Here is a 13,990-nt window from a genome sequence, read left to right as displayed (position 1 = left end):
GATATTTATTGATAATTTTTTATATACGCTAATCATGAAACAATTTATATTGGCGTTGGTACTTACTGTAGTAAGCACCGGCGTAGCTATTGCCGTAAATCCTATCAGGGAAGGTAATATGATTTCAGGCCACGTCATTGTGGAAGGAAGTGAAGAAAATATACCGTACGCCACTATTTTGATTGTAGGGACAGGACAGGGAACGATATCCAATGAAGAAGGACAATTTCAATTTAAGAACCTTTCACCGGGCAAGTATAAACTGCGTGTGTCGGCAGTGGGATATAAAACGCAAGAAAAAGAGATAGAGGTATCCAAAGAATATACCGCTGTGGTACATTTTCAGATGATAGAGGAAAGTTTTATGACGGATGAGGTGGTCGTATCAGCTAATCGTAATGAAGTAAGCCGTAAAGCTGCTCCGGTAGTAGTGAATGTGATGAGTACCAAACTTTTTGAAATGGTGAATTCTACCGACCTTGCCAAGACTTTGAATTATCAGTCGGGACTTCGTGTGGAAAACAACTGCCAGAACTGTGGCTTTCCTCAAGTACGTATCAATGGACTGGAAGGTCCGTACTCGCAAATCCTGATCAACAGCCGTCCTATTATCAGCGCATTGAGTGGCGTATATGGCTTGGAACAAATTCCTGTGAATATGATCGAACGTGTAGAGGTGGTACGTGGTGGAGGTTCCGCTCTTTTCGGTGCCAATGCGGTAGGAGGAACCATTAATATCATTACTAAAGATCCTATTAATAACTCTTTTCAGGTATCGAGCATGTTCTCTAATATGGATGGAAAGTCTTGGGAACAATACATGGGGGGCAACGTTTCTTTGGTAGCCAAGGATAATTCTTACGGTATCGCTCTCTATGAGAGTTATCGTAACCGTAATCCTTACGATCGTGATGGCGACGGATTTTCCGAATTAGGTAAGTTGAATATGAACACTTTCGGTTTCCGTGCTTACTATCGCCCTACACAATTCAGCCGTATCAATCTGGAGTATCATACCACCAATGAGTTTCGTCGTGGCGGTAATAAGTTCGATCTTCAACCACATGAAACCGATATCACCGAACAAACCAAACATATTATCAATAGCGGGGGGGTAAGTTACGATCTGTTTTGGCGTGAATATAAACATAAACTCTCAGTATATGGCTCTGTCCAGCACACTGACCGCAACAGTTATTATGGAGCTCAAAGGGACGCAAACGCATACGGCAAGACGGATGATCTCACTTGGGTAGCCGGGGGAATGTATGTTGGTAATATGGATAACTGTTTTTTTGCTCCGGCTACTTTCACGGGTGGTTTGGAATATCAGAGTAATTCCATGCACGATGTTATGACGGGATATCACCGTGATATGGAGCAGGATGTACGCATTGCCAGTGCCTTTGTTCAGAACGAATGGAAGATGAATGTGCTGACGATGTTGGTAGGCGCCCGTCTGGATAAACATAATCTGATTGACAAATTGATTTTCAGTCCTCGTGTCAATCTTCTTTATAAACCTACTGAAGACTTTCAGGCACGATTGACCTATTCTACCGGTTTCCGTGCCCCGCAGGCATACGATGAAGATTTGCATGTGACTGCCGTGGGGGGTGAAGGTGTACAAATCAAACTGTCGGATAATTTGCGTGAAGAGCGTTCCAATAGTTACAGCGGTTCTATCGACTGGACTGCTCATTTGGGGCATTGGCAGGCAAATCTTCTGGTGGAAGGTTTCTATACAGACTTACGCCATGTATTTGTGCTGGAGGATATAGGCAAGGATGAGAATGGTGATGTCATCAAAGAACGTCGTAATGGTAATGGTGCCCGTGTATTCGGTGCCAATCTCGACGCTAAGATAGCGCATGGCAAGGAAGCACAATTCCAGTTGGGGTTTACGGCACAGCGTAGTCGTTATACTCGTGAAGAAGCCTGGACACAAGTAGATGGCGAAGACCTGACAACTAAACGTATGCCGCGTACTCCCGACTATCATGGTTACTTTACGTTTTCATCCGCTCCGGTAAAGAACTTTGATTTTTCACTATCCGGTACTTATACGGGTAAAATGATTGTACCTCATTATGCCGGATATGTAGAGAAAGACCATATGGAGCATACTCCTCAATTCTTTGATCTGAACCTGAAATTGAATTATACGTTCGTTTTGCACGATCACATCAAGTTTCAATTGAATATAGGTGTACAAAATATTTTTAATAGTTTCCAGAAAGATTTGGATAAAGGGGAATTTCGGGATGCAGGTTATTTCTATGGTCCCACACAGCCGAGGACTTTCTTTATCGGATTTAAGATTATGAACTAGAAAAATGTTCATATTTTCTTATTTTGCGAAGACATGAGCAATAATTCAAGGAATAATTCTACTTTTGTCGTCAAAAGAAGAAGCTGATGGACAAACAAAAAAGTATACGCAATGTAGATATATCATTAATACATCATTTACCGAAGATTGACTTTATCGGTAATGATTTCGCGATTTTTGATGATATAAAAGATATGCCTTTATCACTTTATCCCACCCGATTGAATGTAGCCTGCTTGGCTGTCTGTAATCGGGGATGGTGTAGAATGAATATCAATTTGCAGGAATATGAAATGAAGGAGGGGATGCTTGCCGTCATTCTGCCGGAGCAGATTGTACAGCAAGGTGAACGTTCTACAGATTTCTCCGGTAGTTTTATTGCCGTGTCCAGAGATTTTATGGATATGGTGATACCTACCATGCAACAATTGTTTCCTATGTTTTTTATGATAAAAGAGCGCCCTTGTATGTCTATTAGTCCGGAAGAACTGCAGTCTTTCCGGGAATATCATTCTTTCCTTTGGAGTAAAGTGAAACTGAAGGACAATCCCTATCGTAAAGAGATTACACAGGGATTGCTGATGGCTCTTTTTTATGAGATTTATAATATCTATCAGGGGCATGTCGTACAGGAGCGCATACCGAAAAGCCGTAAGGAAGATTTGTTCGAACGTTTTATCCGTTCCATTACCGAGTCTTATAAGAATGAACGTAGCGTATCATTCTATGCCGATAAAATGTTCCTTACTGCCAAACACCTTTCTACGGTAGTAAAAGAGGTGAGTGGAAAGACTGCCGGCGAATGGATTGATAGTCTTGTCATCCTTGAAGCAAAAGCTTTACTCAAATCTTCCGAATTGAGTATCCAGGAAATTGCCGATGAACTCCACTTTGCCAATCAGTCTTTCTTTGGCAAGTACTTTAAACATCACACCGGATTGTCGCCCAAAGAATACCGTAGGCAATAGAACTATTTTGAGAATATTTTCTATTGAAGGTTACATGATGTAATTAAAAACCGGACAGCAACGGTTGAAAGCATTTTCTTTCCGTTCCTGTCCGGCTTTTTATATATCATAGGTCTATTTATTTACCCAACGACATCAGCCACTTGCCATCTTTTTTCACCATCTTTTGGTCGCCTTCTTCCGTTTCACCGTTTCCAAAAGTCGTTTTTGTTTTTACAACAGCTGTATTGCCATCTTCAGAGATTGTTTCAGATAAAATTTCGATATCCTTAATTCCACCTTTCTTTTCGTACTCTTTCATCCCTTTTTCTTTGATCATGGAAGCCAATCCTTCTTTTTGCTCTTTGATCTGTTCGGGAGTTTGTTTGTCATCGAATGCCAGTCCATCTACAAACTTTACATAATCACCTTTTTGGAGGTATTTGCTGTATTCTTTCATTGCAGCTCCGGGAGAATTCGTGGAGGAAGAACAAGATACCATTGCCAGCATGACTGTCAACACAAGGCTGAAATACAATACTTTTTTCATACGCTTTTGTTTTAAATGAATAATGTGTGTTTAAAAATAGTATATCAAACAGAGACGTTTGCTCTGTACAATGTCATTCGGCAATAAATAGTCACCACGGAGCCCCGGTATATTGATAGAGCTGATACGTCCCTCAGGTAAGTCTACTCCTTCTTTACGGTATACATAATCTATCAACTCCGTACAATACATTTCAGTTGTGTCATTCAGGTTGTAACTGTGGTCAAACGGCACACGTTTCAGAAAGAGGTTCAAGGCGTTTTTTGCTGCTTTACATGCTACGGTTGAATCTTTCGATACACGCATCACTGCACCTCTTATGGCTTTTCCAGCCTCAAAAAAATGTTCTATCGTTTCCATTTTCACCCTGTCTGCATCACCTTTGAAATCCGGTTCTCCAGGGACTGCATGTATTACATGCCATTTTCCGTTTTCTTTTTTCAGAATGCCCACGTGCGAATAACTGCCTTCCCGGTCTGCCGCCAATACAATCCTGCTTGTAATGCCTGTACCTCTTCTGAAGACGATATCTCCGTCCCGGAACAGTTCTTGTGGCAAATCAACCGATTGTTTCTTGCTTTTGTTTCTGTCCATGCAGTTTGTAAAGCTGAATAAACAAAACAAGCAAAGCAGTCCGTTCACAATCGATGATATATGAATTTTCCTTTCCATTTGCCACAAATATAAAAAAATGAAAGCAAATCACAACAATTCTTTTATCGGACTAAATTTGAGTTTGTTGTTTCCAATGGTTCAAAGATACTACTTTTATTGTCTAAAATGGTATCAATGATTATTTTTCTTATGATACAAATGTAAAATTAAGTCTCACAGTTTTTCTGTGAGACTTAATTTATTTTATTGGGAGTTTATATGTTTTATAATAGTATTATTTTAATAATCTGATCAAGCCTATTTAAGTTTATAATATTCTTCCTCAGTTACCGGTTCAAGCCACTCGTTGGAAATATTTTCACCGGAAACTTCGAAGGCCAGATGGGCAAACCAACTGTTTGCCGCTGCACCATGCCAGTGTTTTACATTGGCGGGGATATGGATGACTGTACCGGGCAGGATTTCTACCGCTGGTTTGCCCTCTTCCTGATACCATCCTCGACCGGCTACACCGATAAGCATCTGTCCGCCGCCTTTCGTTGCACGGTGGATGTGCCAATTATTGCGGCAGCGAGGTTCAAAAGTGACATTGGATATGTTCACCTGTTCACGTGAAACAGGAGCGAGGTAGCTGTTACCGATGAAGTACTGTGCGTAGGCAGTATTAGGTTCGCCGATGGGGAAAATCATTTCGCGTTGGAAGGTTGCTTTGGCATCCTCACCGGTCGTGTCTTCAGCCCATATGTCTTTTGCAAGATTAAATGCTGCCCATGCTTTCGGCCAACCGGCATAGAAGCTAATGTGGGTGATAATTTCGGCTATTTCTGTGCGGGTGATACCATTCTTCTTTGCTGATTGAAGATGGTGGATGAGAGAACTGTCCGTGATACCTTGGCTGATCAGGGAGGTGATGGTTACTAAACTTCGGTCACGGAGACCAAGTTTGTCGGTACGGTTCCATACTTCGCCAAAGAGGACATCATCGTTGAGTTCCGCAAATTTCGGGGCGAATGTACCTAACTGGTTACGCCCTGCTGTCTGTACAATTTTTTCTTGTGCCATAACATTGAGTGTTAAAATACAGAGTGCTGAAAATAAAAGAAATTTATTCATAATCGTTTCATTTATTGGATAAAGTTATTGATCTGGTTTGCAGGGTTAAACGACGTTTGGCTCGAGAATGTTGTTTGCCCATACTGACAGGTATTTTTTTTCGTTATATTTCCGTTCCATGAAGAGACACCGGGTTACTCCTGATCTTCCCGTTTTACTCCGATCTTGTTGAGCCATTCGGTAATGTGGGTGTCCATTTGCGATAGATCCGAAGAAGTCAACAGTAATGTCTGGTTGATTATTGTCGCATAGGGGCAAAGTTTGCGGACTTCACTGACCGAGGTTGAAATGCCGCTACTTCCACTTGTCGCGAATAGAGCAACTTGTTTACTTGCCAGTTTCGAGGCATGTTCATGCAGAAATGTCTGCATCGGAGTTGCTATACTACTGTACCAGATCGGATAGCCGATGAAGACAATATCATAATCATCGAAATTCTCTACTGAGGTTTTAACAGCCGGATAATTTCCTTGTCGGATAGCAGCTAATTCTTCCTGTGCACGTTTCAACATGGAATTATAATCATTCTCGTAAGGCATTTGCGGTTCAACTTCCAGTATGTCACAATTGAGTACCGCTTGAATTCGTTTTGCCACACGTTCGGTATTACTCGTACGTGAGTTGTAAAGTACTAAATAGCGCCCTTTACCTCCGGGTGCTGGAGTATCGGGTTTATCATTACCTTCTTCGTCCGGTTGTTCGGATGTTCCGGGCTGTTCGGGTGTATATGGCTCGTTGTTGGAACCGCCACAAGCTTCTACAGACAATACTGTCAGTAGCATTAGGAAAATTAATAATAACTTCTTCATAATTTATTTGTTTTTTTATATTGCAAAGTTACCGCGTTGTGTAAAAATGGACTTAACTATATGCGGGGAGTTTATACCATTTTTACTGATTTTCATGTGTTGGTATTCGGATATCTATTTAAAATGGCCATTTTTTTGTATATATGTGTCGATTAAAAAAAACAGGCGACTTTGCACAACTATATCCACTAATATGTTATTCAGCTAACCCAAAATGGGCCATCGGTGGAATTAGTATTGTGCAAGTCGCCGAAAAAAAGGAATTTACTATTTGATATTAGAAATTGATATTCACTCCGCCCATGAAAGTTGCTTTGGGCATGGGGAAACCATTGTTTATTTCGTATCGTTGCGCCAACAGGTTTTCTCCTTTCACAAAGATGTCGGCGTATCGGCATAGACGGTAATTGGCACGAAGATCCCAAAGGACAAAACTTTCTTGTTTTTCCTTACTTTTGACTACATTAGTATGCAGGTCCTTGATGTATTGCAAACCGGTTGATACTCCCCAGCGTCTTTGGGTGAAATCTACACCTGCGTAGAGTTTGTGCTCAGGAGCGGCAACTACTGGATTTTCCATGTGCAGCCAACTGTAATTCGCATTTATCCGCCAATGGATATCAATACGATAACCCACATTCGTTTCAATTCCCCAGTTTTCAATCTCACCGGTATTTACATTCAGTGGTTTACCATTTACGGGGAGACTTGTGATCATGTTGTCTCCGTTGATGTAGTAAAGATTAACTCCGTAGTACAAGTTCCCGTTCAATAATCGTTGTGAGAAGGATAATTCATAATTCATCAGACTTTCCGCTTTTAAATCCGGGTTTTGTGGCGGAAACATATACATCTCACGAATAGTAGGGTTGCGGAAACCTTTACTGACCATTGCCTTCACTTCGACTTGCTTAGGCAAGTGAAAAGAAAGACCACCTTGCGGTATCCATTCCGTACCTACATGAGAGTGATGATCTACACGAATACCGGCATCCAATGAAAGCCAACTACCGAGGTCTTGCCGGAAATCGATGTAACCGGCAAATTCGTCCATCTGCTTGTCAACACCCGGTACACGCTCACCGGTAACAATTTCTCTGTTCCAGGACTCGCCACCAAAATGCTGATAATCGAAACCGACGGTTATGCGGTTCCCGGAAAAGAATGTCGCGCTCTGATACCATGATACACCCAACATCCGGTCTTTGGAATTGAAAAGAAAGGTTTGTGGCGTCCCTCCGGGATGATAGCCGTCGTTTATTTTATGACGTCCCCAGTTATAGAAGAAACTGAGTGCTCCGGAAGTTTGCTCATAGTGGTTTTCAAGGGCGAAAGACGTCATACCACGTGTGATGCGCGAGTCGTTGTCAATGTACGGATTACTGATTTCTCCGGGGTTGGATGCTTTAAATTGAGTGATGTTCACATCTCCCCATACTTTCCAGAAATTGTTAAATTCATAACCCAATTTGGCGTAACCACTGTATTGCTCAAACTCCATATCATCCCTATGACCGTTCGTTCGGTTGTAAGAGCCGGTAACTATACTGCTGAAACGTCCTTTTTTCACCCGGTTTGAAATCTCGCTCTGTAGAGTGTTATAAGAACCATATGCTATCTGTGCACTTGTTTTTACGCCATCTTCCTGCATCCGGCGGGTAACAATATTGATAACGCCACCCATTGCATTGGAACCATACAATACGGAAGCCGGTCCGCGCAGCACTTCTACACGGTCGGTCATCATGGTTTGATAAGCATCTGCAATAGGATGTCCCATCAACCCCATATATTGGGGATGTCCGTCAATCAATACTAATAAGCCGGCAGTCGGACTACCACCTATGCCACGCAGACTCATACCTCCTGCAGCACCTGTCGATACACCATATCCCATCATTCCCCGGGATGTTGTGAAAAGTCCGGGTACTTGTTCCGTCAGGGTGGGGAGTAAAGAAGGTTGATAGCTTTGTTCCAACAGTTTGCGGTCGACTACTGAAATTGTCATTGGCAAATGCCGGATATCGGTTTCGTTCCTTGTTCCGGTCACCACCACTTCATCTATGGTCAGGCTTTTGGTTATTTGGATGCTATCTTTGGTGGTTTGTGCCAGTCCTGCCAGAGTCCAAAGGCTGGTTATGGCGAGGAGAAATACATATTTCTTCTTCATATCGGTTATTTTCTTATCTGTTTATTTCGTTAAAAATACGGTGTCTTTTTTTATTTTCTTTGTACTATAGTCTCTCTTGTTTGAGCTTTTCTACAAATTGGTCTATTTCCTGTAACTTCTTCGGGATATCGATACCTTGCGGACAATGAGGATTGCATTGGTTACACCCTGTACAATGGCTTGCTTGTCGAAGTTTGGGTACGCTACGGTCATAGCCGATGAGGAATGCGCGACGTGCCTTCCGGTAATTCTCATCCTGACTGCTTTTAGGTACATTTCCTTCATTTATACATCGGTTGTAGTGTAGTAAAATAGCGGGTATATCCAGTCCATAAGGGCATGGCATACAGTATTTGCAATCGTTACATGGTACGGTAGGGTAGGTCAGCATCATTTGTGCAGTATCTTCCAGTAGAGCTATTTCTTCTTCCGTACAGGGGATGAGAGGCGAAAATGTACGTAAATTATCCTGAAGATGTTCCATATAGGTCATGCCGCTTAATACGGTCAGTACATTGGAAAATGTACCTGCAAAACGGAAAGCCCAAGAGGCGACACTGTCTTGCGGACGGCGTTGCTTCAAACGTGCCATCAGGTGGTCGTTCAGTTTGGAAAGACGTCCACCCAGTAAAGGTTCCATGATGACGGCGGGGATGCCACGTTTTACGAGTTCACCATACAGATATTCGGCATCGGTGTTACGGGCATTCACTTCTTTGGCGTGTTTCCAGTCTACGTAGTTCAGCTGGATTTGTACGAAGTCCCATTTCAGTTCGTCATGTCGGGATAGGAGGTAGTCGAATACTTCGATGTCGCCATGATAGGAAAAGCCTAGATTGCGGATACGTCCTGCTTCCCGTTCTTTCAATAGGAAATCAAGCATACCGTTATCCAGATAGCGGCTATGCAAGGCTTCCATACCCCCCATGCCGATGCCGTGTAGTAGAAGGTAGTCGATGTAGTTCACTTGCAGTTCATTGAAAGAACGGTGATACATGGCAAGCGATTCTTCCCGGCTGTGGGTAGTGGGGCTGAAATTTGATAGTTTGGTGGCGAGGAAGAATTTGTCTCTCGGATGGCGTTTCAAGGCAATGCCTGTGGCACGTTCCGATAGGCCTTGCACATAAGCTGGGGATGTATCGAAATAGTTTACTCCATGGGCAATGGCATAATCTATCAGTTCATTGACAGCTTCCTGGTCTATTTCGTCTCCGCTTCCATCTGCTTTTTTACGAGTAGGCCAACGCATACAACCATAGCCTAATAAAGATATACGGTCACCTGTAGTGGGATTGGTGCGATACACCATTTTATCAGTAGGGATTTCGCCTAATGCAGCCGTTTCACTATCAGTATTTTCTTTCTTATGCGAACAGCCATACAATGCGGCGGCAGATGCCATTACCCCCGCTCCGGTAAGTTTGAAGAAATCACGACGGGTTATCTTACTTTTTTTGTTTTTCTCCATATATAATAATTATTTATACCATCCTATGTCTTCCATGTCCTTCCACATAAATAGCACTGAACGGGCGTGACGGACATAAGTTCTCACACGCTCCACAGCCTATGCATCGCTCGGTATTGATAACCGGTATTTTACGGGCTTCATCGTTTTTCGGATCAGAAGATACCATTTGTATGGCGCCGACAGGACAATGACGAGCACAGTTTCCACAATCTACATCATCGGTCATGCAAATACAGTTTTCTTTTATCCATACGGCATGACCTATCTGGATGGCCGATTTATCGGCTTGGGTAATCGGTAATATAGCCCCCGCCGGACATACTTCCGAACATTTGGTACATTCAGGACGGCAATATCCACGTTCGTATGATATTTCAGGCTGCATCAACTTCGTCAAATCGGAAGAAGGGCGTAATACCTGATTGGGACATATGGACACGCAAAGCTGGCAAGCGGTACAATGTGAAGTGAAGTTACGGGCACTCAATGATCCCGGAGGAGTGATGGCTACGGCACGTGCAGGTTTTTTCTTTTCTTCGATGACAGCCAGTCCGCCGTCCACTTTTTTCTCTTGTGCCTTCATTGCCGTAGCGGTGGCAAATATGGCTGTTGCAGATAAAAAAGCCCGGCGAGTTTCGTTGATAGATGTGGAGGAAACTTCTTCCTTCATTGACGTTTGGATAGAAACGTTTGTCTTTCTATGTGTATAGGTAATGGCACCTTGTCTGCATTTATTGATACAATCCATACAGGCCACACATCGACTATAGTCTATTTCATGGGTCTTGGCATTGATGCACGAAGCTTTACAGTTGCGGGCGCAAAGTCCGCAACCGTTGCACTTCGTGGTATCTATAACTGGTTTGAGAAGCGAATATTTAGATAGAAAACCGAGAACAGTACCTATAGGACAAACAGTGTTACAATAGGTGCGTCCTCCACGTGCAGCCAACAGGATAAGTACGATCAACGTTACAGCCGCAATGACAAGAGTAGGAAGACTTTTCATCCATACATCCGTTTCGTAGAAAGCGTAACTATCAGTGCGTTCGGCCAGGTATGCCAATCCATTGTTGATCCATTGGTATACTGGAGCGAACAGATTGGAAACGATACGTCCGTATGCACTGTAGGGTGCTAACAATACCACAAAAGAGTTGATACCTCCGATGATGGCCAGTATGAATATTACCAATATACTGTAGCGCAACCACGATAATGCCGATGAATAACGGAAACGGTTTTTCTTTCGTTTACTGGAAATCCAAGAGACTATATCCTGATACACACCGAGCGGGCAGATTACAGAGCAATAGATACGTCCACATACCAATGTCAGTGTAATGAGAAAAAGTATCACACCAATGTTCAACGCCAATGCGGCAGGTAAAAATTGTATTTTTGCCAGCCATCCGAACCACGTATGCAGAGTTCCTGTGAAGTCGAGGAACAACATCGTGATAAGAGCAAAAAGTACAGTGGCAATAATTATTCTGATAGTACGTAACATGAATTCTATGGATATTTACTTATACGTTCTTACCCATCACGAAAGCTTCTTTCATAGAAGGCTTGTCATTGATTTCACCTACGTGCCATGCACCTACACCGTAGATTACACCACATTCTTTCGGCTCTTCCAGACAGTCGAGAAAACCACGGAAACCATCAACGGTACGTTCCATCAGCGGTATGCTGTTTTCTGCTGCCGCTACGATGAAATAAAACTCTTTATCTTTTATTTCCAGATAACGGGCGCAGCAACGATCTATTAAAGTCTTCATCTGTGCACTCATGGTATAGAAATAAACAGGAGTTGCCATGACGATGACATCAGCGGCAATCATTTTCTCTACTATTTCGTTGGCATCATCCTTTTGCGGACATGGTTTGCCATACATACTGCAAACGCTACACCCTGTACAATAGTTGATGTTTTTGTCTTTCAGGAATATTTTCTCTACCTGGTTACCGGCTTCTTGAGCACCGCGCATAAATTCATCACACAAAGTGTCGGAGTTTCCACCACGGCGGGGACTTGAAGAGAGGATTAATACTTTCTTAGTCATAATTTTTGTTCTTTTAGTGCGTTATCAGATTTTACATTGCAAATGTACGCTGTTTGATTAAAAATCCCTGTATATACATTACAGATGTTTTTACCAATTTTACGGTTCTAATAAAATTTCCCTGTTTGTGCCGATTTCTTTTTGAAAATCCCGGTCATGAGAAATGATGAGTATCATGCCGGTACAGTTTCGTATCGTAACTGTGAGGATACACACAGTAATGGCTAAACATCGATATTTGGGGATTCCCGGCGTTCTATATGAAAAAGCATGTATAAATGATGTTTACCGAAATGTGCCGTCTTTACTTAGATATTCTCATCGATTTTTTTTAGTTAGCGGGCGCAAAGATTGAAATAATTTTTTATTCCATGGCAGAAGCATCAAATGAAAGTGGCAACAATGCTCCTACATTTTTCAGTTCATAGATACCCTTTTTACCAAAAAGTAATATACGCATGGGTTGCTTAAAGCGTTTTTCGGTTTCGAGCATTACTTGCCTACATGCACCACAGGGAGGAATGGGATTTTCCAGAAACTCTCCCCGTTCGTTACGTGCAGCTATGGCAAGTACCGTCACTGCCTGATCGGGATACTGCGAATTGGCATAAAATAGAGTAGTTCGTTCGGCACAAAGTCCGGAGGGGTATGCGGCATTTTCCTGATTGGTACCACTGACAATTATTCCATTTGACAAACGTGCCGCCGCACCTACCGAGAAATGGGAATAGGGAGCATAGCTTCGCTGAGTTGCTTCACAGGCAATATCTACCAGTTCGCGGTCGGAAGAACTTAATTCGTTCAACTCGTATATTTTTAGGTCAATGCGAATATTCAAGTCTTGCATGGCGTAGGAGATTATATTGTAATTAATGTTACAAAGATAGGAAAGAGATTGGATTTTTCAATTCTTTTGCGGACTTTTGTGCCGAACTCAATAATCGAAGCATGAAACATATTTTCAGACTGGCTGCTATTTTTGCACTTCTTTTTGTTTCTGTGGCTGCACAGGCACAACGCAGAAACGCACGTTACAATGAATACATCAAGATATACGCTCCTCTCGCTGTGGAACAGATGCAACAACATAAGATACCTGCTAGTATTACTTTGGCTCAAGGGTTACTGGAGAGTGGTGCCGGTTATAGTGAACTTGCCCGGAAGAGTAATAATCATTTTGGCATTAAGTGTGGCGGTAATTGGAAAGGTCGAACAGTACGCCATGATGATGACCGGCGTCAGGAATGTTTTCGTGCCTATCGTCATCCGAAGGAGTCATACGAAGATCATTCCATATTCCTGAAACGCGGTGCACGATATGCTTTTTTGTTTGATTTGAAGATTACAGACTATAAAGGTTGGGCACGCGGGTTGAAGAAGGCGGGATATGCTACAGATCCTTCGTATGCAAATCGTTTGATTACGATTATTGAAGATTATGAGTTATATAAATATGACAGTAAAGGTGGAAGTAAACGCGAGGCGCGTAATTGGGAAAAGGAACTGAAAAAGAAACCTTGGCTTGCTCATCCGCACCAGGTTTATATAGCCAACGATATAGCTTATATTGTTGCCCGCGATGGAGATACTTTTCAGCTTTTGGGTAAAGAATTTGATATTAGTTGGCGTAAGTTAGTGAAATATAATGATTTGCAAAAAGATTATACGTTAGAAGCGGGTGATGTCATTTATCTGAAAGGTAAACGTAAGAAAGCTGCCAAGCCATATACGGTTTACGTTGTAAAGGATGGCGACTCTATGCATACTATTTCACAGAAATACGGTATTCGTTTGAAAAATCTGTATAAGATGAATCGTAAGGATTCAGAATATGTACCTGAGGTGGGTGATAGGTTGAGGTTGCGATGAATGCCCATTTCTATAGGAAAATAATGTAATTATCAGAAAATATCC

12 protein-coding genes are annotated in these 13,990 nt (G+C 42.3%); 3 read left to right on the top strand and 9 right to left on the bottom strand.

Annotated features, from left to right (window positions below; all coding sequences use genetic code 11):
* Positions 1-34: 34 nt before the first annotated feature.
* Complete coding sequence (locus DXC10_RS13930) at positions 35-2,332, top strand: TonB-dependent receptor (protein ID WP_101545808.1); 2,298 nt, start codon at positions 35-37, stop codon at positions 2,330-2,332.
* Between the two features lie 86 nt (positions 2,333-2,418).
* Positions 2,419-3,300, top strand: a complete 882-nt coding sequence (locus tag DXC10_RS13925) for an AraC family transcriptional regulator (RefSeq protein WP_101545804.1) — start codon at positions 2,419-2,421, stop codon at positions 3,298-3,300.
* Positions 3,301-3,418: 118 nt separating this feature from the next.
* Here the strand turns inward: DXC10_RS13925 and DXC10_RS13920 are convergent, their stop codons facing one another.
* The 9 genes from DXC10_RS13920 to DXC10_RS13880 form a co-directional block, all read right to left on the bottom strand.
* Positions 3,419-3,829, bottom strand: coding sequence for a DUF4878 domain-containing protein (locus DXC10_RS13920; RefSeq protein ID WP_101545801.1), 411 nt, complete (start codon positions 3,827-3,829; stop codon positions 3,419-3,421).
* Between the two features lie 30 nt (positions 3,830-3,859).
* Positions 3,860-4,423, bottom strand: a complete 564-nt coding sequence (locus tag DXC10_RS13915; protein ID WP_101545799.1) for a YiiX/YebB-like N1pC/P60 family cysteine hydrolase — start codon at positions 4,421-4,423, stop codon at positions 3,860-3,862.
* A gap of 318 nt (positions 4,424-4,741) precedes the next feature.
* Entirely contained in the window at positions 4,742-5,557 is an 816-nt protein-coding gene (locus DXC10_RS13910) for a carboxymuconolactone decarboxylase family protein (protein ID WP_101545797.1), read from the bottom strand.
* Between the two features lie 134 nt (positions 5,558-5,691).
* Positions 5,692-6,366: a flavodoxin gene (locus DXC10_RS13905; protein ID WP_101545795.1), complete on the bottom strand. Its 675-nt coding sequence runs from the start codon at positions 6,364-6,366 to the stop codon at positions 5,692-5,694.
* Between the two features lie 277 nt (positions 6,367-6,643).
* The gene (locus DXC10_RS13900) at positions 6,644-8,536 is read right to left on the bottom strand and encodes a TonB-dependent receptor (protein ID WP_101545793.1); all 1,893 of its coding nucleotides are present in this window, start codon (positions 8,534-8,536) and stop codon (positions 6,644-6,646) included.
* A gap of 64 nt (positions 8,537-8,600) precedes the next feature.
* A complete protein-coding gene (locus DXC10_RS13895; protein ID WP_101545778.1) occupies positions 8,601-10,004 on the bottom strand; it encodes an aldo/keto reductase in 1,404 nt (467 codons plus the stop codon).
* A 13-nt stretch (positions 10,005-10,017) separates the two neighbouring features.
* Positions 10,018-11,517 (bottom strand): 4Fe-4S binding protein, encoded by a 1,500-nt coding sequence (locus DXC10_RS13890; protein ID WP_101545774.1) that lies wholly within the window; start codon positions 11,515-11,517, stop codon positions 10,018-10,020.
* 19 nt (positions 11,518-11,536) lie between these two features.
* Positions 11,537-12,076: a flavodoxin family protein gene (locus DXC10_RS13885; protein WP_101545771.1), complete on the bottom strand. Its 540-nt coding sequence runs from the start codon at positions 12,074-12,076 to the stop codon at positions 11,537-11,539.
* 364 nt (positions 12,077-12,440) lie between these two features.
* Positions 12,441-12,923 (bottom strand): cytidine deaminase, encoded by a 483-nt coding sequence (locus tag DXC10_RS13880; protein WP_101545767.1) that lies wholly within the window; start codon positions 12,921-12,923, stop codon positions 12,441-12,443.
* 101 nt (positions 12,924-13,024) lie between these two features.
* Here DXC10_RS13880 and DXC10_RS13875 point away from each other — a divergent pair, with 101 nt between their 5' ends.
* Positions 13,025-13,945, top strand: a complete 921-nt coding sequence (locus DXC10_RS13875; RefSeq protein ID WP_101545764.1) for a glucosaminidase domain-containing protein — start codon at positions 13,025-13,027, stop codon at positions 13,943-13,945.
* Positions 13,946-13,990 lie beyond the last annotated feature (45 nt).

This window comes from Bacteroides sp. OM08-11 (assembly GCF_003438665.1).
In the GTDB taxonomy this organism is placed as follows: domain Bacteria; phylum Bacteroidota; class Bacteroidia; order Bacteroidales; family Bacteroidaceae; genus Bacteroides; species Bacteroides cutis.
This window is presented reverse-complemented; position numbering and strand designations above follow the sequence as displayed.